Source organism: Methylobacterium sp. E-005 (assembly GCF_022829725.1).
Lineage (GTDB): Bacteria > Pseudomonadota > Alphaproteobacteria > Rhizobiales > Beijerinckiaceae > Methylobacterium.
Window position 1 is genome coordinate 396,475 of sequence record NZ_JAKSYG010000256.1, and the last position, 24,729, is coordinate 421,203.

At 67.7% G+C, this 24,729-nt stretch carries 20 protein-coding genes; 12 read left to right on the forward strand and 8 right to left on the reverse strand.

Translation table 11 applies throughout. The features are described from left to right. Positions 1–81: 81 nt before the first annotated feature. Positions 82–846 carry a malonate transporter subunit MadM gene (gene madM, locus MKK88_RS32885; protein WP_244007982.1) on the reverse strand — a complete coding sequence of 255 codons (765 nt, stop codon included), beginning with the start codon at positions 844–846 and terminating at the stop codon, positions 82–84. Between the two features lie 17 nt (positions 847–863). Next, positions 864–1,322 carry a malonate transporter subunit MadL gene (gene madL / locus MKK88_RS32890; RefSeq protein WP_244007984.1) on the reverse strand — a complete coding sequence of 153 codons (459 nt, stop codon included), beginning with the start codon at positions 1,320–1,322 and terminating at the stop codon, positions 864–866. Positions 1,323–1,549: 227 nt separating this feature from the next. On the opposite strand from madL, the gene mdcA reads away from it, so the two are divergent. The 8 genes from mdcA (at position 1,550) to MKK88_RS32930 (ending at position 9,483) form a co-directional block, all read left to right on the forward strand. After that, on the forward strand, positions 1,550–3,196 hold the full coding sequence (mdcA, locus tag MKK88_RS32895) for a malonate decarboxylase subunit alpha (RefSeq protein WP_244007839.1): 1,647 nt from the start codon (positions 1,550–1,552) through the stop codon (positions 3,194–3,196). Positions 3,197–3,258: 62 nt separating this feature from the next. Next, positions 3,259–3,567, forward strand: coding sequence for a malonate decarboxylase acyl carrier protein (gene mdcC, locus MKK88_RS32900; RefSeq protein WP_244007841.1), 309 nt, complete (start codon positions 3,259–3,261; stop codon positions 3,565–3,567). A gap of 2 nt (positions 3,568–3,569) precedes the next feature. After that, positions 3,570–4,499: a biotin-independent malonate decarboxylase subunit beta gene (locus MKK88_RS32905; RefSeq protein ID WP_244007842.1), complete on the forward strand. Its 930-nt coding sequence runs from the start codon at positions 3,570–3,572 to the stop codon at positions 4,497–4,499. After that, on the forward strand, positions 4,486–5,202 hold the full coding sequence (mdcE, locus tag MKK88_RS32910) for a biotin-independent malonate decarboxylase subunit gamma (protein ID WP_244007845.1): 717 nt from the start codon (positions 4,486–4,488) through the stop codon (positions 5,200–5,202). Before MKK88_RS32905 ends, mdcE begins: the two co-directional genes overlap by 14 nt. 8 nt (positions 5,203–5,210) lie before the next feature. Continuing rightward, positions 5,211–5,870 (forward strand): malonate decarboxylase holo-[acyl-carrier-protein] synthase, encoded by a 660-nt coding sequence (gene mdcG / locus MKK88_RS32915; protein ID WP_244007847.1) that lies wholly within the window; start codon positions 5,211–5,213, stop codon positions 5,868–5,870. Continuing rightward, positions 5,867–6,793 carry an acyltransferase domain-containing protein gene (locus tag MKK88_RS32920; RefSeq protein WP_244007849.1) on the forward strand — a complete coding sequence of 309 codons (927 nt, stop codon included), beginning with the start codon at positions 5,867–5,869 and terminating at the stop codon, positions 6,791–6,793. The genes mdcG and MKK88_RS32920 overlap by 4 nt, the downstream gene beginning before the upstream one ends. A 161-nt stretch (positions 6,794–6,954) precedes the next feature. Next, entirely contained in the window at positions 6,955–7,938 is a 984-nt protein-coding gene (locus MKK88_RS32925) for a GDP-mannose 4,6-dehydratase (RefSeq protein ID WP_244007851.1), read from the forward strand. Between the two features lie 63 nt (positions 7,939–8,001). Beyond that, positions 8,002–9,483, forward strand: a complete 1,482-nt coding sequence (locus tag MKK88_RS32930; protein WP_244007852.1) for an aldehyde dehydrogenase — start codon at positions 8,002–8,004, stop codon at positions 9,481–9,483. Between the two features lie 70 nt (positions 9,484–9,553). On the opposite strand, the gene MKK88_RS32935 is transcribed toward MKK88_RS32930, so the two are convergent. The 4 genes from MKK88_RS32935 to MKK88_RS32950 form a co-directional block, all read right to left on the reverse strand. Beyond that, entirely contained in the window at positions 9,554–10,540 is a 987-nt protein-coding gene (locus tag MKK88_RS32935; protein ID WP_244007853.1) for a substrate-binding domain-containing protein, read from the reverse strand. Between the two features lie 34 nt (positions 10,541–10,574). Then, positions 10,575–12,284: a methyl-accepting chemotaxis protein gene (locus MKK88_RS32940; protein WP_279602690.1), complete on the reverse strand. Its 1,710-nt coding sequence runs from the start codon at positions 12,282–12,284 to the stop codon at positions 10,575–10,577. Positions 12,285–13,291: 1,007 nt separating this feature from the next. Beyond that, positions 13,292–14,419, reverse strand: coding sequence for a glycosyltransferase (locus MKK88_RS32945; RefSeq protein WP_244007857.1), 1,128 nt, complete (start codon positions 14,417–14,419; stop codon positions 13,292–13,294). Positions 14,420–14,644: 225 nt separating this feature from the next. Beyond that, a complete protein-coding gene (locus MKK88_RS32950; RefSeq protein ID WP_244007987.1) occupies positions 14,645–15,061 on the reverse strand; it encodes a hypothetical protein in 417 nt (138 codons plus the stop codon). Between the two features lie 15 nt (positions 15,062–15,076). Here MKK88_RS32950 and MKK88_RS32955 point away from each other — a divergent pair, with 15 nt between their 5' ends. Continuing rightward, entirely contained in the window at positions 15,077–15,673 is a 597-nt protein-coding gene (locus MKK88_RS32955) for a sensor histidine kinase (RefSeq protein ID WP_313902369.1), read from the forward strand. A 424-nt stretch (positions 15,674–16,097) separates the two neighbouring features. Here MKK88_RS32955 and pucL read toward each other — a convergent pair whose 3' ends face one another. Continuing rightward, a complete protein-coding gene (gene pucL / locus MKK88_RS32960; RefSeq protein WP_244007861.1) occupies positions 16,098–16,940 on the reverse strand; it encodes a factor-independent urate hydroxylase in 843 nt (280 codons plus the stop codon). Positions 16,941–17,094: 154 nt separating this feature from the next. Between pucL and MKK88_RS32965 the strand changes: the two genes are divergently transcribed. Genes MKK88_RS32965 through MKK88_RS32975 form a run of 3 tightly spaced genes read left to right on the forward strand, consistent with a single transcriptional unit; the run spans position 17,095 to position 21,997 of the window. After that, positions 17,095–17,925, forward strand: a complete 831-nt coding sequence (locus tag MKK88_RS32965) for an FAD binding domain-containing protein (protein WP_244007863.1) — start codon at positions 17,095–17,097, stop codon at positions 17,923–17,925. After that, the gene (locus MKK88_RS32970; RefSeq protein WP_244007865.1) at positions 17,916–20,660 is read left to right on the forward strand and encodes a molybdopterin-dependent oxidoreductase; all 2,745 of its coding nucleotides are present in this window, start codon (positions 17,916–17,918) and stop codon (positions 20,658–20,660) included. The genes MKK88_RS32965 and MKK88_RS32970 overlap by 10 nt, the downstream gene beginning before the upstream one ends. Then, positions 20,657–21,997, forward strand: coding sequence for an NCS2 family permease (locus MKK88_RS32975; protein ID WP_244007867.1), 1,341 nt, complete (start codon positions 20,657–20,659; stop codon positions 21,995–21,997). Before MKK88_RS32970 ends, MKK88_RS32975 begins: the two co-directional genes overlap by 4 nt. Before the next feature lie 12 nt (positions 21,998–22,009). Here MKK88_RS32975 and MKK88_RS32980 read toward each other — a convergent pair whose 3' ends face one another. Then, positions 22,010–24,727, reverse strand: coding sequence for a sensor histidine kinase (locus tag MKK88_RS32980; RefSeq protein WP_244007869.1), 2,718 nt, complete (start codon positions 24,725–24,727; stop codon positions 22,010–22,012). Between the last annotated feature and the right edge of the window lie 2 nt (positions 24,728–24,729).

A 24,729-nucleotide genomic window follows, 5' to 3' on the forward strand; every position in this document is an offset into this window, starting at 1 on the left:
GCTTCAAGACCATGGGGCAAACGAAGCAGTCCTCACTTCCCATCCACCGGATCATACGCTTCCAGTCATCCGGAACTCCGGTCAGCCAACCAGGGCTCGCACGGCCAGGAACAGGATCGAGGGCCCGACCAGACAGCCGATGCCGGTATGGAAGGTTGCCGTCAGGGCGCCGTAGGGCACCAGCTTGGGATCGGTCGCGGCAAGGCCCCCGGCGACGCCGCTGACCGTTCCCATCAAGCCGCCATACGCCATGGCGGAGCGCGGATTGTCGAGGCCGATCAACCGCGCCACCAGCGGCGTGCCGACCATGACCATCACTGCCTTGGTCACACCCGTCGCGATCGAGAGGGCCATGACCGTCGAATCGGCGCCGATTGCCGCGCCGGTCACGGGCCCCACGATGTAGGTGATCGCCCCGGCGCCGATCGTCGTGATCGAGACCGCATCGTGATACCCGAACGCCACCGCCGTCAGGGTGCCGACGATGAAGGGCAGGATCGTCCCGAGGGCGAGGGCGAGCACACCCAGCAGTCCGGCCCGCCGGGCCTCGATGACGTCCACCTCGAAAGCCGTGGCCACGATGGCGAAATCGCGGAGCATCGCCCCGCCCATGACACCGATGCCGGCGAGCGCCGGGATGTCGGCGAGCCCCTTCTTTCCACCGGTGTAGAGCCCGCCGACATAGGCCAGCACCAGACCCAGCACGATGGCGATGGCGGAGCCATGAACCCGCCCATTGGTGAGATACTTGGCGGCGTAGTTCGAGACGAGGATCAGCGCCCCGATCACCGCGAAGGCGGCCACGAGGCTCTGCTCGACTAAGACGTGCTCGATGCCGTGCCAGATCCTGTGATCCATCGCGCTCACTCCTTACCGGCAAGGGAGGCGGCAGGCCGACCGAGCGCGGCCGGTTCGGCATCGCCCTCGATCACCGATCCACCCTGCTCGACCGTGGCGCTGCCGGGATCGCGGCGGCCGATCCGGCTGAGCAGCGCCACCGCGCCGAAGCACAGGACCAGCGAGCCCGTGGCAGCGATCAGCACGATCGGGCCGCCGCTCATCGCGGCGACCACGTTCTGCTGGGCCGCCATGGCGACCACGATCGGGATGTACATGCCGGCCCAGAACTCGACGCCGAACTGGACGCCCCTGGTCAGCTGGCCCCGCCGGGACAGCCAGAGGCGCGCCGCGATGAGCAGAATCATCGCGATGCCGACGCCGCCGACATTGGCTTTCACGCCGATAAGGAGACCGAGGAGATCGCCGAGATAGACGCCGATCAGCGTACAGGCGGCGAGCAGCGCGACACCGAGGACGATCATCGGCGTTGTCCAGCCGGTACGGCCGGCATTCGGGCGCATGACGGCCCCAGTCTCGACGCGCAGGGCATCAAGCGTCTCCTTCCCGATCCGGCTCGTCGGACGTTCCACAAATTATGCAGGATGTTGACAGGCTGGCAATCCCGCATACGGAACCGTGATCGAAAGCGGTTTGAAAATACTTGCGCCTGGGTTATCTGCATGGTGGCATACGGAGAAAGGGCGCACGGATGACCGAGTGGCGCGGCGAGAGGCAGGCCCGCGATGCCCGCCTCGAGGCGGGGCGCACCTTCGCCGACGGCAAGGTCGTGCCGGCCAGCGCAGTCGTCGACTTGCTTGAAGCAATCCTGCGACCCGGCGATCGCGTCTGCCTCGAGGGCGACAACCAGAAGCAGGCCGACTGTCTCGCCCGCGGCCTCAGCGCCTGCGATCCCGGCAAGATCCACGATCTCCATATGGTCCAGTCGGGGGTGGTGCTGCCGGAGCATCTCGACGTGTTCGAAACCGGCATCGCCAAGCGGCTCGACTATTCCTATTCCGGCCCGCAGGGCGCCCGCATCGCCAAGATGTTGTACGGCGGCCAGATTCAGCTCGGGGCGGTGCATACCTACCTCGAACTGTTCGCCCGCTACTTCATCGATCTGACGCCCAACGTCGCGTTGATCGCCGGCGTCTCGGCCGACCGCCACGGAAACCTCTACACGGGCCCCAACACCGAGGACACGCCGACCGTCGTGGAGGCCACGGCCTTCAAGAACGGCGTCGTGGTCGCGCAGGTGAACGAGATCGTCGACACCGTCCCCCGGGTCGATATACCCGGCGACCGCGTGGACTTCGTGGTCGAGGCCGATACCCCCTTCTACGTGGAGCCGCTGTTCACCCGCGATCCGGCGGCCATGACCGAGACCCAGATCCTCATCGCCATGATGGCGATCAAGGGGATCTACGCCGAGTACGGCATCCGCCGCCTCAACCACGGGATCGGGTTCGGCACGGCGGCGATCGAGCTGCTGCTGCCGACCTACGGCGAGAAGCTCGGGCTCAAGGGGAAGATCGCGACCCATTGGGCGCTCAACCCGCACCCGACGCTGATCCCCGCGATCGAGTCCGGCTGGGTGAAGCAGATCCACTGCTTCGGCTCCGAAGTCGGCATGGACCGCTACATCCGCGAGCGGCCCGACATCTTTTTCACAGGTTTGGACGGGAGTCTGCGGTCGAATCGGGCCTTCTGTCAGACGGCCGGGCTCTACGCCTGTGACATGTTCATCGGGGCGACGCTTCAGATCGACCTGATGGGCCATTCCTCGACGGTGACGCAGTCGCGGGTCGCGGGCTTCGGCGGCGCGCCCAACATGGGCTCCGATCCCCACGGCCGCCGCCACCCATCCGATGCCTGGATGAAGGCGGGTCGCGAGGGGCAGATCGTCGGCGATCCGGCTTTGATGCGCGGGCGCAAGGTGGTCGTGCAGCTGGTCGAGACCTTCGGCGACAAGCTGGTGCCGACCTTCGTGGAGAAGCTCGACGCCCTGGAGCTCGCCAAAAAGATCGGCCTCGAACTGGCGCCGGTCATGATCTACGCGGACGACGTGACCCATATCGTCACCGAGGAGGGCATCGCCAACCTTCTGCTCTGCCGGGATGCCGACGAGCGCGAACAGGCGATCCGAGGGGTAGCCGGTTACACCGAGGTGGGACGCGGCCGCGACCGGGCGAAGGTCGAGGAACTGCGCGCCCGGGGCATCATCCGTCGGCCGGAGGATCTCGGCATCGAGCCGCTGGACGCCGACCGGGCCTTACTGGCCGCGAAGTCGATCAAGGATCTGGTTCACTGGTCCGGTGGCCTCTACGAACCGCCGGCGAAGTTCCGGAACTGGTAGTTTAGACCGTAAGACCCCCCTCCCTACAGCGGAAGGCGGGTTGCCCTTCGAGGAACAGTCGGATGGAATCCCTGACCTTCCGCCACACCACCCGGAAGCCGCTGCCCGGCTCGGTGCCGGACGCGATCACCGGCGTTGTCGCGTCCGGCAATCTGGAGATTTTGCTGGAACGGGTTCTGCCACCGGATGCCTGCGAGGTCGCCATCGAGACGCCGATCGCAGGCTACGGCGACGTCTGGGCGGCTGTGGTGGCGGATTTCGTGGCCCGGGCGCAGCCCGGCGGCATCCGAATCAGCATCAATGACGGCGGTGCCCGCCCCGATACGGTGTCGCTGCGCCTGCTTCAGGGCGCCCGGCTGATGGAGGCCTGAGCATGGCTGGCGACCGCGCCGCGAGCATCGATCCGAACGCCCTGAGCTGGTACGAGGCGTCTGCCCGCCAGCGCGTGGTGGCGCTCGTCGACCCGGGCACGTTTCAGGAGATCCTGCCGCCGGCCGAACGGCGGATGAGCCCACATCTGCCGCTGTTCGACCTGCCCCGCGCCTTCGACGACGGCATCGTGGTCGGCCGCGCGACCCTCGACGGCAGCCGCATCCTGATCGCCGCCCAGGAGGGCCGCTTCATGGGTGGTGCCTTCGGCGAGATCCACGGGGCCAAGCTGGTCGGCCTGCTGCGCGCCGCATTGGAGCTGAAGCCCCGGGCGGTGCTGATCCTGTTCGACACCGGCGGCGTGCGCCTGCAGGAGGCCAATGCCGGCGAGACCGCCATCGCCGAGACCATGCGGGCGATCGTCGATGTCCGCGCGGCCGGCATCCCGGTGATCGGACTGATCGGCGGGCGAGCCGGGTGCTACGGCGGCGGCGGCCTCATCGCCGGCACCTGCTCGCGGCTCGCCGTCTCGGAGGGTGGACGCATCTCGGTCTCGGGGCCGGAGGTGATCGAGACCAACAAGGGGGCCGAGGAATTCGATTCCCGCGACCGCGCGCTCGTCTGGCGGACAATGGGCGGCAAGCATCGGCGGCTGACCGGCGGCGCCGACGCCTTCTGCGCGGACACGGTCCCGGCCTTCCGACAGGCGGCCCTGGCGCTGATCGGCCGGGCCCCGGCCTTCGATCGCGACACCCTGGAGGCCGAGCAGGCACGGCTCGAAGACCGGCTCGCGCGCTTCGGCGATTGCCGTGACGCGACGGATGTGTGGCGGCGGCTCGGCGTCAACGACCCGGAGGCGGTACCGGCGATGGATACGGACGCCTTCGACGCGACCGTGGCCCGGGTGAGGGAGGCGGACCATGACGCTCGCTGAGATCCTGGCTTCGCTGTTCCCCGAGGGGCACGACGTCACGGTCAGGGATGGGCTGGTGAGCGGGGCCGGGCCCCTTTCGGGCGGCCGCATCACCGTCATCGGCATCGACGGCGATACCCCGCTCGGGGTCGACGGCGCGCTCCAGCTGTCGCGGTGCGTGCTCGACGCGATCCGGGCTGGCGACGGAGCGCCGATCCTGGTTGCGGTCGATTCCGACAGCCAGCGCATGAGCCGGCGGGACGAGCTGCTCGGGCTCAACGAATGCCTTGCCCACCTTGCCAAGGCGCTGCTGTTGGCGGACCGTTCGGGCCATCCGACGATCGGGCTGATTTACGGCCACTCGGCCGCAGGCGCGTTCATCGCGACGGCGCTGGCCACGCGGATCCTGGCGGCTCTGCCGGGGGCCAACCCGAGCGTGATGGACCTGCCCTCGGTCGCCCGGGTGACCAAGCTGCCCCTCGACAAGCTCGAGGACATGGCGAAATCGACACCGGTCTTCGCCCCCGGCCTCGACAACATGGTGGCGACGGGCGCTGTCCACGTCGTCCTCGACCCGGACAAACCCCTCGTCGATCAAATCCGCGACCTCATCGCCGATAGGGAACCGGGCGATGCGCGCGACCGCCTCGGCGCGGAGCGTGGCGGCCGCCCGGTGGCGCGGGACGTCGCCCGGGCGGTGATCGATCAGGCGCGTCGCGGCTGAGGCCGGTCGTGGCTGGGCCCTTTCGGCGCCACGATCTCGTCCGGATCGATCCCGAGATCTGGGCCGCATGGCTCGGGACCCGTCTGGATCTCGCGGGTCTTCGCCATCTCGACCGTTGGGCCGGTGCGGGCCGCCCGCTGATCGTGCGGCGGCGCGTGCCGGGGGAAACCGGCCCCGCGATACCCCTCGGCCTGCCGATGCCACCGGCAGACGGCAAGCGCCGGATCGGTCTCGCCCTGCCGGCCGCCGCGCTGACATCGATGCCGGCCCCCGATCTGTCCGAGGCTGGGAGCCATGCTCCGGCGGCTTGGCGTCCGACCCTCATGGCCCTTCGCGCACTCAGCCACGATCACGGTCTTGCGCCGCGGCCGTTCGGCAGCCTGCTCTGGCAGGCCGTCACCGGCCTGACCTATCTCAGCCCGACCTCGGATCTCGATCTGCTCTGGCCCTGCCCGGAGCCAATCCCGTCTGGATTTCTCGCCAGCCTTGACGCGATCGCCCGACACGCCCCGATGCGCATCGACGGGGAGATCCTGCTTCCGGACGGCACGGGCTTGCACTGGCGTGAGCTGCGTGAGGCACCGGAGGGCGGTTCGATCCTGGCCAAGACGCCTGAGGGCGTGACGCTCAGATCCGTCGCCACCCTGCGCGAACCGGTCACCGCATGACGCTGGCACTCCTCCTCTCCGGCCAGGGCGGCCAGCATCCTGGCATGTTCGACCGGACGGCCGACCATCCGGAGACGCAGGCGATCTTCGCATCCGCCAAGCCGCTCCTCGGGGGCGTCGATCCGCGCGACCTCGTCCGGCAGGGCGGCGAGGCCCTGCACGCGAATCGAACCGGCCAGATCCTGTGCTGCTTGGCGGCCCTGGCCTCCTGGCGAGCGTTGGGCGGCGCCGTGACCGGCCGCACGATCGTGGCGGGCTACAGCATCGGCGATCTGGCGGCCTGGGGCGTCACCGGTCGGCTCGCTCCGGCGGACGTTTTGAAGCTCGCGGCGCGGCGGGCGGAGGCCATGGACAAGGCCTCGGGCACCGGGTTCGGGCTCGCGGGAATCCGTGGTCTCGGACTCGATGCGCTGCAAGCGCTGGCGGTTCGACACGCGTGCCACCTCGCCATCCGCAATGCCGCCGATAGCGGCGTCGTCGGCGGTGCACGCGACGATCTGGAGGCGCTGTGTCGCGCAGCACACGAGCGGGGGGCGCAGCGGGCGGTTGTGCTTCCGGTTCACACCCCGTCGCACACGCCCATGCTGGCGGCGGCCTCGGACGCGTTTCGAGACGCCCTGGGCCAGATGCCCACCCAGCGCCCGCCGCCCGGAGCGCCGCGCCTCGTGAGCGGGCTGGACGGCGCGGTCGTGTTCCGCAGCGACGACGGGCTGGACAAGCTGGCGAAGCAGATCTCGCACTGCATCGACTGGGCCGCCTGCCTGGAGGCCTGCCGCGAGTACGGGGCGGACCACGTGCTGGAACTCGGCCCCGGACACGCCCTTGCCACCATGGCCAGATCGGCTCTGCCGGGCGCCAAGGTTCACGCGCTCGAGGAGTTCAGATCGATCGCCGGGGTCGCCGACTGGCTCGGCCGTCCATAGATCTGTTGGGTCGCACCCGGATGAGGCGGCACGAGCCCGAGAATTTTTTCGACTTCCCGGCAGCGCATGGCGGCCCGGCGCAGTATTGCGAACGGCGCTCGCCTTGACGTGCGGGTCGCCCGGGTCGTAGCAGCCGGGCATATGTTGCGACGGGACGAGATATGACGGGCAAGCGCGCGCTGATCACGGGTGTGACGGGCCAGGACGGGGCGTATCTGGCGCAGCTTCTGCTGCAGAAGGGCTACGCGGTCACCGGCATCGTGCGCCGCTCGAGCCATGCCGGGGTGTTCGACCACCGGCTGAAGTGGCTCGGCATCCTCGACGATGTCGAGCTGGTCGACGGCAACCTGCTCGACCTCGCCGCGCTCATGCGGATCGTTCAGACCGCCAAGCCCGACGAGATCTACAACCTCGCCGCGCAGTCCTTCGTGACCTCGTCCTGGCAGCAGCCGCTGCTGACCGGGCAGGTCACGGGTCTGGGCGCCGCGCACATGCTGGAATGCCTGCGCACGGTCGCGCCCGACGCGCGCTACTACCAAGCCTCGACCTCGGAGATGTTCGGGCTGATCCAGGAGGAGCGTCAGAGCGAGACGACGCCGTTCTACCCGCGCTCGCCCTACGGCGTGGCCAAGCTCTACGCCCACTGGATGACCATCAACTACCGGGAGAGCTTCGGGCTGCACGCCTCGAACGGCATCCTGTTCAACCACGAGAGCCCGCTGCGCGGCGTGGAGTTCGTGACCCGCAAGGTCACGGACGCGGTGGCGCGGATCAAGCTGGGCAAGCAGAAGGAACTGCGGCTGGGCAACATCGACGCCAAGCGCGACTGGGGCCATGCCCGGGACTACGTCGAGGCGATGTGGCGGATGCTGCAGCAGGACCGGCCGGACGACTACGTGATCGCCACGGGGCGGACCACGACGGTGCGGGACCTGTGCGCGATCGCGTTCAAGCATGTCGGCCTGAACATCGACGAGCACCTCGTCATCGACCCGGCCCTGTTCCGGCCGGCGGAGGTGGAGGTTCTGCTGGGCAACCCGGCCAAGGCGAAGGCGACCTTCGGCTGGGAGGCCCAGACCAGCCTGGAAGCGCTGATCACCGAGATGGTCGACGCCGACCTCAAGCGCCTCAGCGCCAACGCGTGACGGGCCTCGTCGCCGTCCGCATCCGGTCCATATGGCGCGCATCCGTCGACGGAGATGCGCGCCATGAAGACCTATCAGCTCTACATCGACGGTCGGTCCGTTGATCCGGTCGAGGGCTCGTGGTTCGAGTCGATCGATCCCTATCGCGGCGAGCCCTGGGCCCGTATTCCGCGGGCCTCCCGGGCCGATGTCGACCGGGCGGTGGCAGCTGCCAAACGCGCCATGTGGGACGGCCCCTGGGCCACCATGACGGCCTCGGCCCGCGGCAAGGTCCTGCGGCGGATCGGCGATCTCGCCGAGCGTGACGCGAAGGCGCTGGCCGAGATCGAGGTCCGCGACAATGGCAAGCTGTTCGCCGAGATGGTCGGTCAGACCCGTTACCAGCCGGAATGGTGGTGGTATTACGCGGGCCTCGCCGACAAGGTTGAGGGCGCGCAGATCCCGATCGACAAGCCCGAGACCTTCGCGTTCACCCGGCACGAGCCGGTCGGCGTGGTCGGCGCGCTGACCGCCTGGAACTCACCGCTCCTGTTCGTGGCGTGGAAATGCGCCCCGGCGTTGGCGGCCGGCTGCGCGGTCGTGGTGAAGCCCTCAGAGTTCGCCTCCGCCAGCACCCTGGAATTCGCCAGGCTGACCCAGGAAGCGGGGCTCCCGGACGGGATGTTCAATGTCGTGACAGGCTTCGGCGGCGAGGCTGGCGCCGCGATCGTCGAGCATCCGGACGTCGCCAAGATCACCTTCACGGGCTCGGACGTCACCGGGGCCAGGGTCTACGAGGCGGCCGCGCGCCAGATCAAGCGCGTATCCCTCGAACTCGGCGGCAAGTCGCCCAACATCGTGTTCGCCGATGCCGACCTGAAGGCGGCCGCCGCGGGGGCGATCTCGGGCATCTTCGCCGCCACCGGGCAGACCTGCATCGCCGGCTCGCGGCTCCTCCTGCAGAACAGCATTCGTCGGGATTTCACCGAACGCTTAATTGAACTTGCCCGTACCGCCAAGCTCGGCGATCCGATGCAGGCCGAGACCAATATCGGCCCGATCACGACGCCGCCGCAATACGCGAAGGTGCTCGATTATATCGCGCTTGCCAAAAGCGAGGGTGCGCGCTGCGTCTTCGGCGGCAATCCCGCCACCGGTCCCGGCGTGATCGGCGGCCAGTTCGTCGAGCCGACGATCTTCACCGGCGTCACGAACGACATGCGCATCGCCCAGGAGGAGGTGTTCGGCCCGGTCCTGTCAATCATCGGCTTCGAGGACGAGGCAGAGGCGCTCCGGATCGGAAACGATGTGATCTACGGGCTCGCCGCGGGCGTCTGGACCCAGGATATCGGACGGGCCATGCGCATGTCGAAGGGCCTGCGCGCCGGCACGGTCTGGGTGAACACCTACCGGGCTGTCAGCTACATGATGCCGTTCGGCGGTATGAAGCGCTCGGGCATCGGCCGCGAGAGCGGCGTTGAGTCGATCCGGGAATTCCTGGAGACCAAGAGCGTCTGGATCTCGACCAGTCGCGACGCGCCGGAGAATCCGTTCGTCATGCGCTGAAGTATGCGCGATAGCGCAGGACGACGACGATCGAACGCCGTGCCGGCTACCGGGTCGGCGACTTCGCCGTTTACTGTGCGAAGTGCGCGGTGGACATGCGGTCGGTGACCAGCTCGAACGGCGCCCAATCGTATTGCTGGACGGATTCGTGGCGGATCAGCGCGAGGGCATCGTCCACGGCCTTTCCGCCCTGGATCGCCGCATCCTGATGAACGGTCACCGCCATGCGCTTCTGCTGCATTGCCGCGATGGCGTCCGGAATGGCATCGACGCCGCCGATCAGGATGCGACCCGCGGGGATGCCCGCTGCGTCCACCGCCTCGGCAGCCCCGAGCGCCATCTCGTCGTTGTTGGCGGCAATCGCCCCGATGGGTTGGCCCTGGGCGAGCCATCCGGCAACGATGGCGCGGGCCTTGGCGCGATCCCAATCCGCCGCCGCCTCGGCGATGAGGCGAAGGTTTGGAAACTCTCGCATCACCTCCTTGACGCCCTGCGTGCGAAGCGCGGCTCCGGGGTGAGCCGGATGGCCCGACAGGATCGCGACGGAGCCGGCGCCGTCCAGCATCTGGGCCAGCTTGCGCATCTGAAGCCGTCCGGCCACCAGATCATTGGGCAACACGAAGGCGACGCATCCGGGAAACCAGTCCTCCCGCGGCCCATTGTTGAAGTAGATCAACGGAATGTCAGCCTCCTGCGCGAGGCGCGTGATGGTGGCGTTCGCCGTCGCGTCGACCGGCATGACCAGCAGCGCATCCACCTTCGCGTCGATGAAGGAGCGAACCTGCGCGATCTGCTTCTCGCCCGCCCCCTCCGGCGCGTAGGCGAACTGCACGACGACACCGCGGGCCTTGGCGTGGTCCTCGAGCCGGTCGTGCAGGAGCTGGGTGAACGCGACCGGGGGGATCATCGTCACGCCGAGGGTCACCGCCACCGCCCGCGTGGTTCCCGTGGCGAAGACGACGAGGAGGGCGGCCGACACCCACCGGGCTTGGCGGCACGCGGCTGCAAGGGCTGCGCGGACCCGATGGTTGTCCCGTGTCGTGCGTGATCGGTTCATGATGTCGGATCCGGCGTGTCTGGTCCGGCGCGGCCTAGGCGGCGCGGAAGGTCTCGAGGAAACGGGCGACCTCGGCGCTCAGGCGCTCGGCATCGCGCGACAGGGCGCCGGCGGCGGTGAGCACCGTGTCGGCCGTATTCCCCGCGCTCACGGCGGTGCCGGCAACCCCGGCGATGTGCGCGGTCACCTCGCCGGTGCCATGCGCGGCCTGCGTGATGTTGTGCACGATCTCCTGCGTGGCAGCACCCTGCTCTTCGACGGCCGCCGCGATGGAGGCGGCGGCCCGGCTCATGTCCTCGATCCGGGTGGCGATCCCGGCGATCGCGGCGACCGCAGCCGCGGTGGAGCCCTGAATGACGTCCACATGCCGCCTGATGGCGTCGGTCGCCTGCTTGGTCTGCCCCGCCAAAACCTTTACCTCGGCGGCCACGACGGCGAAGCCCCGACCCGCCTCGCCGGCCCGCGCAGCCTCGATGGCTGCGTTGAGGGCCAGTAGATTGGTCTGGGCAGCAATCTTAGCGATCATCCGGACGACATCGCCGATTTGGTCGGCGGCGCCGTCGAGCGCCCGGACCAGTTCCGTGGTCTGGGCCGCCTCGGCGGCGGCGCCGTTGGCCATCGCGGCGGTCTGCTCGGCCTGACGTCCGATCTCCTGAACCGACGTCCCGAGTTCGTCGGCGGCCGCGGCGATCATCCGAACGTTGGATTGTGCCTGCTCGGCGGCGCCTGCCACGCTGGTGGACTGGCTCGCGGTTTCCCCGGCCACCTGACTCATCTGGTCCGCAGACCCGCGGAGTTCGACGGCCGACGCAGCCACCGCGCCGACGATGCCGCCGATCGACGCTTCGAAGCTTTGCGCCATCTCGCGCATCACCGTCCGGCGCTGGTCCTCTGCCTCCGCGCGCAGCCGCGTCGCCTCGGCTTCCACGGTCTGCGTGCGCAGCATGTTGTCCCTGAAGACCCGTAGGGCGCCCGCCATGGCACCGAGTTCGTCGCCGCGTGCATCGGACGGGACGGCGACGGCGAGGTCGTTCTCGGCAAGCCGCTCCATGGCGCGGGTCATCCGGGCAATCGGAGCCGCGACACGGCGCAGGATGAACCAGCCGATTCCAAGCGTCAGAACCGCCGCCAGCGCGACCACCGCCATCACCGCCGCGCGGGATGTGTCGCCGATCGAATCGGCCATCGCGGTCTGTTCGAATGCGCGGGCCTGACGGTACCCGAGCACGGTATCGACCGCCTGCGAAAAAGCTGCGGCATCGGTCTGTAGGGCGTCGGCGAACACCGTGTCGGCCAGTTCGCGTTCGCCGGCCCGGTCGAGGGCCGCCGCTTCAGCCTCGACCGCAAGGAAGTGCTGCCACGCCTCCCGCAGGCTATGGGCGAGCCGCCGCTCGTCCTGGCCAGCCACCGTGGTTGCATAGGCGCTCCAGGCGCCCGAAAAGGCCTCATGTGCCTTGGCGATCCGGGCCCGATGATCGAGCCGTGCGGCGTCGGTTGGCGCATGATGGGCCAAGACATCGAGGGCGCGCAGTTCCTGGCTGAGCTGCTTCATGGTCCCGAGGATCGTCACCGCTCGGACCTCGCCGGCAATCGACCGGTTGGCTTCGTTGATGACACCAATGCGGAAAACCGAAAATGTTCCGATCCCCATGGAGATCAGAAACAGCGCGACCGCAGAAGCGATAATAATTGACCGTAAATTGATCGAAGCATGTCGCACGCGACTGCGTTCGGAGGACGCCATTCGAAATGATTCCACGTCTATCGTGGCTTGCGCTTATCGCGATGCTCTGACGAAATCAAACTCTTCGTGCAGATGCCTCGAAAAACCGGCGCTTAGTGCCCAAAATATTTGAATTCCTCAGACCGAAAGACCGGCTCCCGATACTACTATTAGCTGGCACTATTGCTTCCGAGATCCGTCAACGGTCTGGCGCCGGTCCTGTAACGCAGATCCTCCGAGCGCTCTGCGTCTGGCTTCAAAAAACCGGCGGGAAGGCTGCAGTTGAAAGAACGCGTGCCGATCAGGCCAGCGCCCCTGATGCTTTCCTCCAGTTGTCCTGAGCGGGAGCCGAGTCTTCACACTCAAAGCGGCCGGGACTGCCGCTGCCTCAACCACAGCAGCGCCGCAAGGCCCATCCACGGACAGACGAAGACGATGAACGCGAGCAGCCCCACAGCCAAACTCCCGGCAAAGCGGATCCCCCATCCAAAAACGTCGCTGGGACGCGGCGGATCCCCGGCACCGGCCCGGGCCGGGGCGTAACGAGCCATCGCATTCAGGTCGCGCAGTGCGGGTCCTGCGTGGGAGCGGACGAGCCTTAGCAGCCCCGCGCGTCAGCGCAGCGCGGGTGGAGGGGCGCGGCGTGAACCGGCCAGAGCCGCTTCATCCGATCTGCCTCGCGCATGGTTCGATCCACCACGCCTGCAGCTCCTCGACATCGCAGGCGGCCACGCTTGGGCGAAAACTGGTTGACGGGTGATCAGGTCGAAAGCGTGGGCGTGGGCGTGGGCGGTCCCTAACGCTGATGAGGCGCACAATTTCGTCGCGAGATTGGCTCAGCGCTTGACCTAACGCAGCATGTCGCAGTGCGAGGACGGCAAGGATCGACTGCTTCGCCCTCAGCAATCTCCTCTCGGGAGCTCGAGCGCGCGATCCTCCGATGGTGATGGTTAAGACGACAGCACCATCATCGCCCCTATGAAGGGCCGGGACGTGTTGTGTTTACCGTCCGGTGACGCAACCGGTCATCACATCTGCCACAGCGGCCTGAACTGCGTGCGATAGGACGAGTTGGCAAAGCCCCAGACAGGATCCACCATTTTGATGAGCGCCTCGCGCGCCAATCGCGCAATCCGCTCCCGCACCTCGGCAGGGATATCCGGCTTCCCAAGTATGTCTAAACAACTGGACAGGCAGGCACGGTACTGACCCGTATTGTAAGCGTTGACGGCGTGCTCATCTTGCAATCCAAATTGATAGACCCAATCCTGGATGAACAAACCGTTACTATCTAATTTTGGAGGTAGTCCAGCCTTGGCGTAATGAAATCCATCCACGTACCTGTGTTTCCTCCTGCATAACCGACTGGCCCCGTGGCGCGCTTCGGCCCGGTTCGGACGCGTCGCGATGGCGCGATCGTACACGGCCAGCGTCTTGTCGACCGGTTCGTCGAATGCTTCCATGATGTAGGCGGCATTGAGGAGACTGATATAAACTTCTTCATCCCAAAGCCCAAACTCCGCGCGCTTATGGTAATATTTTAGAGCTTTTTCGTAGTCACCAATGTCACGATAACTCTGCGCCAGATAAAAAGTGTAGCGTACGATGAGGAAGGGGTCCGTCTCCGTCGTCAGTGCTTTCTCAAGAACCTCTGCATCCCGCGCGTAGGTTTTGCCGTCCTGATGTCGTGCTCCGTCCTCGCCGCGGCGCATGGCCAGCGGAAGAGAGCCTCGCGACGTAACCTGCGGGCAGTCAATGTATTCGTGTACTACGCCAAAGTAGCGCCAGGGATGCGCATTGTTGACCAGTTGCGTGCGCGGATAACGTGTGTGGGCGTCCAGAATGGTCAGATCATAGGCTGGCGCATCGAGCTTCGGCATAGCGAAGCCCAGGGGGATGACCAGTTCGTCGTCAGCATCAATGATCAGCGAGAAGTTCGCATGTGGGCGGGCCAGTTGCAGCGCCTCACTCCGGTTATGGGCGAAGTCGACCCACGGTCGCTCTACCAGGAAACCGGGTAGGTCCGACATCGCTGCACGGATGATATCCTGGGTGCCGTCGGTGGAACCGGTATCGACGATGACCCAATGATCGATAATCGGCCTTACAGATTTGAGACATCGCTCGATGACATGCGCCTCATTCTTGACGATCATCGAGAGAACGATCGTCTGTCCGGGCAATTTCATGCTGCGGTTACCTTAGTCTGCGACGTGATAATATGTCGCGGCAGTCGATTCCGCCCTTAGCGCAGATTTTTCGGATTGGCAAAAGCCGCAGCTGGCATTTACACGACACAGCATCCGGTTGATGGTCAATAAGAACCAATATATTCCATAAGCAACGCTGTTTTATTTCTAGATAGATCGATGATTCCAATATTATTGGCCCGGATATGTTGCCGATTGACGAGTCAATAAGGCAAAATCACTGCCGCGCGCTGGTCGGCGACCTTCTGTGCTGCGGACCAGAGCAAGGGCGTTGGCATTCCGAAAGAACCGCTGTCGCCGCGGCGACGACAGGCCGCGCACCTGCCCAACTGATGCCGCGTTGCCATTGAAGGCGGAGCGTCCGACCATGGGGTGGAAATGATTGACCGCGTTTTTCGAACGCGTGATGGTCGTCTCAGCATCGCGCTCGTGTTCTGAGGCAAACAAGTCATCGCGGCTTTTCGCCCGGAAAGGGTCTGCATGACAGAGGACTATGAGAACGACGCGCGACTGGCCAAGCTCGAAGAGGACAATGCGCACCTGCGTCAGCTCCTGAATGCGGGCGGCGCTCCCGACGGGCTCCGGCATGGCCTGCGCGATACGATGGCCATGCTGCGCGCAGTGCTGCGCCTCTCGGCCGATACCGCAGAGACGGTCGAGGGTTATGCAACCCATCTCGAAGGCCGCCTCGATGCGATCGCGCGGGCGCGCGTGAACCTCGACATCTTCGGCGAGATCAATCTTCATTCCCTGATCTCGGACGAGTTGATGATCCATCTCATTCGCGAGGGCGATCAGGCGGAATTGTCAGGCCCAACAGTCCGCTTCCGGCCCAAGGCCGGACAGGTCCTGGCGCTCGCGGTGCACGAGCTCTGCTGCAACGCCGTCGAGCACGGCGTCTTCGGGCTGGCCGAAGGCAGGGTTGCGGTCGGCTGGCTGGTCGCGGGCGACGGCGCGTCGCAACCGAGCGATCTGACGTTGGTCTGGAAGGAGTCCGGCGGACGCAACATCGCGCCGCCGACACGACGTGGCTTCGGCATGCAGGTCCTGAACGACATGCTGCGCTATGAACTGAACGCCCATGTCGACATCGCCTTCGAGCCAGACGGCCTTCGGTGCGCGGTGCGTCTGCCCCTCGTGCCGCGGATCGGCCACGCGTTGAGCGACGCCGGTCCAACCGAGATCGGTGAATCGGCCTGACGGTGCCACAATTGGATACGCGCCGCTCTCCGACTCTTGGTCCGGCTTCGTCATCTGAAGTAGCGGCCGACGCGAGGCCACGATCCCACCGGGGCGATCAAGTCGGCCCGTCGGGTGATGAAACACCGGTCGCCGCAAGTGGAGGCTGATCTCCCGCTGCGCCTCCGCCATCGCGAAGGATGGGCCCTCTGAAACGGCCTGTGCCGATCCGGCTCGGATGCGGTCGGTCGTGCCCGCTTGCAAAGAATTTCTTCGTTTGGGATTTCGTCAGCGCACGTTGAACTGACCATGCTGAGTGAAAGACTCGAGTTCAGGCGGCACAATCGTCAGTAACCCCACCGCAGAATCATGGCCCAACGCGGGGCTCGGGAGAAAACCCGTTCGTGTCCGGATAACGTGTCCCGGCCGGTGGCGCTGTAGCCGGTCAGCCGCGTCGGCTGATCGTCGCCTCGATCCGGCCGTACGGCTCGTCGGTAGGCTGGAAGACCACACCTGCGTGGTCGAGGCCGAACGACGTGAGATCGATCGGCAGATAATGTTTGTTCGGCATTACGAAGGTGATCTCGGCCAGCTCCGGAAACTCTGCGAGCGCGGCCTCGCCCATCCGGTACATGCTGTCCTGGATGCCCCGGCTGTACGTCGTCCCAAAGATCTTGAGCAGGCAGGCGAGGATGCGGGCGTTCACGAGGCTGTAATCGTCCGGCGTCGACGACCACGACCACGTGGCATCCATGCTGGTGGCGGCGATCCGGTCGGACGTGTCGGGCAGGGTGCGGTACCGGTCATCGACGAAATCGCTCCAGCCCGATTGAGTCGTCTTCATGAATGTGAAGCCCCGCAGGCCCGAATGCAGCGTCGAAACGGTGCGGTCGGCGGCCAGACCGACATAACCGAAACCGTTGCCGTCCCGGGTGAAGGTGTAGCCGTGCGGAACACCGTCGACAGCGTGGCGCAGCCACCGCGTTTCTTCAGCCTCGATCGCGACCGCAGCGATCTGCGGGTAAGTCTCGAGGAGAACCGCCGCCAGCGCGGTCACGAACCCTTCGGCTTCGGCGATGGGATGCCTGGCTGCGGTCACTTGGACGATGTTCTTCACGCTGTCGGTGGCGATGCAGGCCCGGTTGTCGCCGTCAGTCCAAGCGGCGTCGAACGCCCCGGTCAGCATCACCGACACCGTCAGCTCGCGCGGGACGTGGTGATCGCCATCGCGCGCGAGGCGCAGGACGCGGACACGTTCCTTTCCGTAACGCGCGGCGGTCAGCGGCATGGCGATCTCCGGTCGAGCTGGGACGGGCACCGAGCTTAGGGTGGGAACCGGCCCAGGGCCAAGCCCGGCACGCGCCAACCCGACTTGACCGCGACCGCGGACCGGCACGCATAGTGCGTGGTTGGAGCTTCCGCTGACAGAGCCGGGATTCGGCATGGATCTCAACACCATCGAGACCGTTCTCCGGCCCCGGAGCCGGTGCCAGTTGCCCGCTTGGCGGGAAGGGGATGCCTGCCTTGCGGGTGGGACGTGGCTCTTCTCCGAACCGCAGCCGCGGACCCGCCGCCTTGTCGACCTCGCGAGTCTCGGTTGGCCGCCCCATACGATCGGACCCGAGGGCTTGACCCTCGCGGCGACCTGCACGCTGGCGCAACTCGATCGGCTCGAACGACCGCCCACGTGGAGCGCGGCGTCCCTGATCGGCGAATGCTGTCGGGCGCTCCTCGGGTCGTTCAAGATCTGGAACACGGCGACCGTCGGCGGCAATCTGTGCCTCGCGCTTCCGGCCGGGCCGATGATCGCGCTGGCCGTGGCGCTGGACGCGCGATGCACGATCTGGTCCGCGGACGGGACCGAGCGGGACCTGCCCGCAGCGGATTTCGTCCTCGGGCCCCAGCACAATGCCCTGCACCCGGGCGAGATTTTGCGCAGCCTCCGATTCCCATTGGCGGCCCTGACCCGGCGAACGGCTTTCCGGCGCATCAGCCTGAGCCCGGCGGGCCGGTCCGGGGCGCTCCTGATCGGTACGCGCGACGTGGACGGCGCCGTCGCCCTCACGGTGACGGCCGCGGTCCGCAAACCGGTCCGCCTCACCTTCGACGCCCTGCCCGATGACGCGACCCTGGCCGATCGCCTCGGCGCCGCGATCCCCGATGCGCTTTACCATGACGACGTTCATGGCCGGCCCGACTGGCGCCGTCACGTCACCGGTCTCCTCGCCCGGGAGATCCGCGACACCTTGAGGGAGGCTGGCCGATGCACCTGATGATCAACGGCGCCCCGCATGACGCCGAGCCGCGGCCGGGCCAGTGCCTGCGTACCGTCCTGCGCGAGGCCGGCTGGTTCGGCGTCAAGAAGGGTTGTGATGCGGGCGATTGCGGCGCCTGCACGGTCCATCTCGACGGCGAGCCAGTCCATAGCTGCCTGATCCCGTCCTTCCGCGCCGAAGGCCGGACTGTGACGACCATCGAAGGGCTCGCAGGTCCCTGCCGGTCGAATGATCATGCGCCCGGCACGATCCATCCGATGCAGGACGCCTTCCTCGCCGCGCAGGGTTTCCAGTGCGGCTTCTGCACGCCGGGCATGATCATGACGGCGGCGGCCCTGGATCAGGCCAAGCGGCGGGATCTGGGCACCGCCCTCAAGGGCAATCTCTGCCGGTGCACCGGATACCGGGCCATCCGCGATGCCATCGCCGGGATCGGCCACGTGACGGGCGGCCGCGAAGGCGGCGATCCGGTGGGGCGGAACTTGGCCGCACCGGCCGCGTCCCTCGTCGTCTCGGGGCAGGCCCGGTTCACCCTCGATCTCCCACCCGGCGACGCGCTGCACATGAAGGTTCTGCGCTCGCCGCACGCCAATGCCCGCGTCCTGTCGATCGACGCGACGGCTGCGCGCGCGATTCCCGGCATTGTCGCCATCCTCTCCCATGCGGACGCGCCACCGAGGCGCTTTTCCACCGGCCGCCACCAAGATCCCCGAGACGACGCCGCTGACACGCGCGTCCTCGATCCGGTTCTGCGCTTCGTCGGCCAGCGGGTGGCCGCCGTGATCGCCGAGACCGAGGCGGCCGCCGAGGCCGGCTGCCGGGCGCTGGTCGTCACCTATGAAGTCCGACCAGCGCTGCTCGACCCGAACCGCGCCCTTGAAGCAGGCGCCCCGCGGGTCCACGATCCCCGCGACAATCCCGACGCCGACGCGCCGCCGCTCGGACACCACCCGAACCTCGCCGCAGAGGTCCGCGGGGAGGTCGGCGACGTCGCGGCGGGGCTCCACTCGGCCGATCTCGTCTACGCCGAGACCTTCCTGTCGCAGCGCGTCCAGCATGCGGCGATGGAAACCCATGGCTGCCTCGGCTGGCGGGACTCCGAAGGCCGCCTCACGCTTCGCACCAGCAGCCAAGTGCCGTTCCTGACGCGCGATGCCCTCTGCGACCTGTTCGGCTTGGAGCGGGACGCCGTGCGCGTCGTCTGCGCGCGGGTCGGCGGCGGGTTCGGCGGCAAGCAGGAGATGCTGACGGAGGATCTCGTCGCCCTGGCGGTGCTGCGCACCGGCCGCCCGGTGCGCTGGGAGCTGACCCGGGAGGAACAATTCGCCGCGACGACGACCCGCCATCCGATGCGGGTCGCCGTCACGATCGGCGCATGCCGGGACGGGACGCTCACGGCGATCGACCTCGATGTGCTCTCGGACACGGGCGCCTACGGCAATCATGCGGGCGGGGTGATCCACCACGGCTGCAATGAGGTTCTGGCCGCCTATGCCTGCCCGAACAAGCGGGTCGCGGGCCGTGCGGTCCATACCCACACCGTGCCGTCCGGCGCCTTCCGGGGCTACGGTCTCAGCCAGACGATCTTCGCCGTCGAATCGGCGCTCGACGAGGTCGCCCGGCGCCTCGACCTGGATCCGTTCGACCTACGCCGCCGCAACGCCGTGAGGCCGGGCGACGCCATGGTGTCGAACAGCCTGGAGCCGCACGACGTCGTGTTCGGCAGCTACGGGCTCGACCAGTGCCTGGATCTGGTCGAGGCGGCGCTGCACGCCGATCCCGGACCCGAGTCTGAGCCCGGCTGGCGGGTCGGCACTGGCATGGCGATGGCGATGATCGATACGATCCCGCCGCGCGGCCACTTCGCCGACGCTCGGGTAAGCCTTGACGCGGATGGCACCTACAGCGTCCGCGTGGGCACCGCGGAATTCGGCAACGGCACCAGCACGGTGCATCGCCAGATCGCGTCCTCGGCGTTGCGGGCCGATCCCGGGCGGGTGCGGATCGTCGGGGCCGACACCGACGCGGTCGGTCACGACACCGGCGCCTATGGCAGCACCGGGACTGTGGTCGGCGGGCTTGCGGTGCTGCGGGCCGCCGAAGCGCTCGCGCACCGGATCCGCGCGCGGGCGGGCGAGCTGGCCGGCTCGGCGGCCGAAGCCTGCCGGATCACCGCCGATACAGTCGAAACGCCGGGCGGATCATTCATGCTCGAGGCTCTCGGGCCCCTCGAAGCCGAGGGACGCGCCGATGGAAGCCCGCGCTCGGTGTCGTTCAACGTCCAGGCGTTCCGGGTGGCGGTCCGCCCCGAGACCGGCGAGGTACGCATCCTCCGCAGCGTCCATGCCGCCGATGCCGGGCGGGTCATCAATCCGATGCAGTGCCGCGGCCAGGTGGAGGGCGGCGTCGCGCAGGCGATCGGCGCCGCGCTCTATGAGGATTTCCGCATCGACGATGAGGGGCGGGTCGTCACGCAGACCTTCCGCGACTACCACATCCCCACCTGCGCCGACGTGCCGGACACGCAGGTCCTGTTCGCCGAGACCGAGGATAGCGTCGGGCCGCTCGGCGCGAAGTCGATGAGTGAATCACCCTACAATCCGGTCGCGGCGGCGCTTGGCAATGCGATCCGCGATGCGACCGGGGTCCGGCTCACGGCGACGCCGTTCGCGCCCGACCGGATCTATCGGGCTGTCGCGGCGTGCCTGAGCGAGGATGCGGCAAGGACATGAAGCGGGACGCGGTCTCGCCCGCGCCAAACCCCGGCGGACTCCTCGAACGCACGTTCCGGCTCGCCGAGCACGGGACCAACGTCCGCACCGAGTTGCTGGCTGGCCTGACCACCTTCCTGACGATGGCCTACATCGTCTTCGTCAACCCTAGTATCCTGGCGGATGCCGGCATGCCCCGAGGCGCCGTGTTCGTGGCGACGTGCCTCGTGGCGGCGCTTGGGTCGGCCATCATGGGGCTCTACGCCAATTATCCGATCGCCCTCGCGCCCGGGATGGGGCTCAACGCCTATTTCACCTACGTGGTGGTGCAGGGTCTCGGCTTCTCCTGGCCGGCCGCCCTCGGGGCGGTGTTCATCTCCGGCCTGTGCTTCCTGTTCGTCACGCTGACAGGGCTGCGGGCGGTCATCGTCGACGGAATTCCGCGCACCCTGCGGATCGCCATCACGGTGGGGATCGGGCTGTTCCTGGCGATCATCGCCCTGAAGAACGCCGGTGTCGTCGCGGCGAGCCCGGCCACCTTCGTCACCCTCGGCGACCTGCACAAGCCTGAGGTTGTGCTGGCGGTGATCGGCTTCCTGATGGTTGCGGTCCTGTCGGCCCGGAGGGTGCGGGCGGCACTGCTCTTCAGCATCCTCGCGGTCACGGTGATGAGCTTCGCTTTCGCGGGCAACACCTTTCACGGCCTCGTCTCTGCGCCGCCCTCGATCGCTCCGACGCTGTTCGCCCTCGATATCCCGGGCGCCCTGTCGGGCGGTCTGCTGAACGTGATCCTGGTCCAGTTCCTGGTCGAGCTGTTCGACGCCACCGGCACGCTGATGGGCGTCGCCAACCGCGCCGGTCTGCTGACGGAGGGCCGGATGCGCCGCCTCGACCGGGCGCTGATGGCCGATTCCGTTTCGGTCTTCGCGGGCTCGCTGCTCGGAACGTCGAGCACCACCGCGTATCTCGAAAGTGCCTCCGGGGTGGAGGCGGGCGGGCGGACCGGCCTCACCGCCGTGACGGTGGGCGCCTTGTTCCTGGCTTGCCTGTTCTTCGCCCCGCTGGCCGCCGCGGTACCGGCCTACGCCACAGCACCGGCCTTATTCTACGTCGCCTGTCTGATGCTGCGCGACCTCGCAGATCTCGACTGGGACGACCGCACCGAGGTGATCCCGGCCTGCGTGACGGCGCTGCTCATGCCGTACACCTACTCGATCGCCACCGGAATCTCGTGCGGCTTCATCACCTACGCGGCGCTCAAGCTGCTCGCTGGCCGTGCGCGGGATGTGAAGCCGGTCGTGTGGGTGATCGCCGTGATCTTCCTGTTCAAATTCATCGTCTTGGGCGAAGCGCATTGACGGCAGCGACGATCAGGCGGCGATGTCCCGCGGCGCAACGGGTGCCCCGACCGGCAGCGTGATGGTGAAGCAGGCCCCGCTGCGATCGCGTCGGTTCGCAGCGGTGACCGTCCCACCCATCGCCTCGACGAACCCCCGGGCGATGGCGAGCCCCAGACCGGTCCCGGCGCGAACCCGGTCGCCCTTGCGAGCGCGGTAGAACTTATCGAACACCCGCTCGGTGTCGGCGTCCGGCAGGCCGTCGCCCTCATCGAGCACGGTGAGGCGCACTTCGTCGCCCGCACGCTGCGTCCGGACCGTCACGGTGGAACCCTCCGGGGCGTATTTCGCAGCGTTGTCGAGGAGATTGACCAGAACCTGTTCGAACAGCACCGGATCGAGGGCCAGCGTCGGCAGGTCGGGGGCCTCCTCCACTGCGACGCGGTGACCGGCCAACACCTTCTGGGTTCGCCGAAGGGCGGTATCGACAGTCTCTCCGACATCCTGGGGTGAAATATTCGGCGCCACCGCGCCGGCCTCCAGGCGGGTCATGTCGAGCAGGTTGGCGATGAAGCGGTTCAGCCGCTCCGCCTCCTCGATGATGGTGCCGAGCAACTCCGCCTTCGCCTCCAGCGGCAGGGCCTGTTCGAGGTCGCGCAGAGTGCTGGCTGCCCCCAGCACAGAAGCGAGCGGCGTGCGCAGGTCGTGGCTGATCGAGGTGAGGAGTGCCTGCCGCAGTCGGTCCGTCTCGGCCGCGCGCTCGGCCCGGTCGAGATCCTCCACGAGGCGTACCCGCTCGATGGCGAGCGCGCCCATATCGGCCAGGGCGTCGAGGAGGCGGCGGCCCTCCGGCGTCAGGATCGGCCCGGACCCGTCCGCGTCGAGGCCGATCACGCCGATCGTGCCGCGCCCCGTGCGCATCGGCAGGAACAGGCGCTTGGCGCCCGGCAGCGTGTCAGCGCCACGGCCGGCCGGGCGGTCGTTGTCGAACGCCCACTGCGCCGCCGCCAAATCGGCCGCATCCAGCCTGTCCTCGGGTGGGTAGCCGGCCTGGACGGTAACGGCCTTGCCCGCCGGCAGGAGCAGGACGACGCGAACCTTGAGCATCGCCGCCACCTGGGCGCAGGTGGCCCACAGCACATCGTCGAGCGTCCCGCAGGCTGCCAGTTTCCGCGAGAATCCGAACAGCCGCTCCGTCGCCCGCGCCCGACTCTGGCTGACCACCGCGACCCGCCGGGCGCGGGCCGCCAGATTCGAGACCAGCACGGCCACCACGGTGAAGAGCAGGAAGGCCGCGACGTTGGTCGGATCGGCGATGGTCAGGGTGTAGACCGGCGGCAGGAAGAAGAAGTTGTAGGCGAGTGAGGCCGCCACGACTGCGGCGAGCGCCGGTCCGAGCCCTGAGCGCACCGCCACCGCCACGACCGCGGTGAGCAGGAACAGGTCGGCATTCTCCACGCCCGCGTAGGGCTGGGCGAGAATCGCTGAGCCGAGTCCCGCCGCGATCACCGCCATGGCAACGCCGTAGGGGCGGATGTCGAGGCCGGAGCGCGGGGCGGCCACCGTGATGGGGCGGCGGGGCTGACGCTCGTCCGGAACGGCCTCGCCGCGGACGACGTGCACGCTGATATTCCCGCTGCGGCGGATGAGATCGTGCACCACGGAGCCGTTGACGCGTTCGAACAGCCACGACCGCGTCGCCTTGCCCACCACGATGTGGTTCACGTTGGCCGAGCGGGCGTAGTCGAGCACGTCGTCGGCGATGCGCCGGCCCCCCGGCAGCGTGACGGCGTCGCCGCCGAGCCTGTCGGCCAATCGCAGACATTCGGCGATCCGGTCGCGCTCGACCTCCCGCAGGGAGGCTGCGCGGGCGCCCTCGATCACGAGCGCCGTCCAGGGCGCATGCAGGCGGTCGGCGAGTCGCTTGGCGTAGCGCACGAGGCCCGACGCGCTCGGATCCTCGTTCACGCAGACCAGCACGCGCTCGCCCGCCGCCCAGGGGCCCGCGATGGCGTTGGCCCGCATGTGGCCGAGGAGTTCGTCGTCGACCCGGTCGGCCGTGCGCCGGAGCGCCAACTCCCGGAGGGCCGTCAGGTTACCCCGGGAGAAGTAGTGCCTCAGGGCGCGCTCGGCATTGGTCGGAACGTAGACCTTGCCGTCCTTCAGACGCTGGATCAGGTCGTCGGGGTTGAGGTCGACGACCTCGATATCGTCAGCCCGGTCGAGAACGCCGTCCGGCACCGTCTCGCGGACGCGAATCCGGGTGATCGAAGCCACCACGTCGTTCAGGCTCTCGACGTGCTGAATGTTGAGCGTGGTGAGGACGTCGATGCCCGCGTCGAGCAGTTCCTCCACGTCCTGGTAGCGCTTCGGGTGACGCGAGAACGGAGCGTTAGTGTGGGCGAGTTCGTCGACGAGCGCCAGGGCGGGCCGGCGGGCGAGCAGCGCGTCGAGATCCATCTCCTGCAGGACGGTGCCGTGATACGGGACGTCCCGGCGGGGGATCGTCTCGAATCCGCCGAGCAGGGCCTCGGTCTCGGCGCGGCCATGGGTCTCGACCACGCCCACCACCACGTCGGCCCCGGCCTTGAGACGGGCGCGCCCGATGGTGAGCATCTCGTAGGTCTTTCCGACACCGGGCGCCGCCCCGAGGAAGACCTTGAGCTGGCCGCGTGTCCGCTCCTCCCGGCGCGCCGCTTCGAGGAGCGCGTCGGGCGTGGGGCGGTTCGGATCGCGGCCGGGTTCGGGCATCG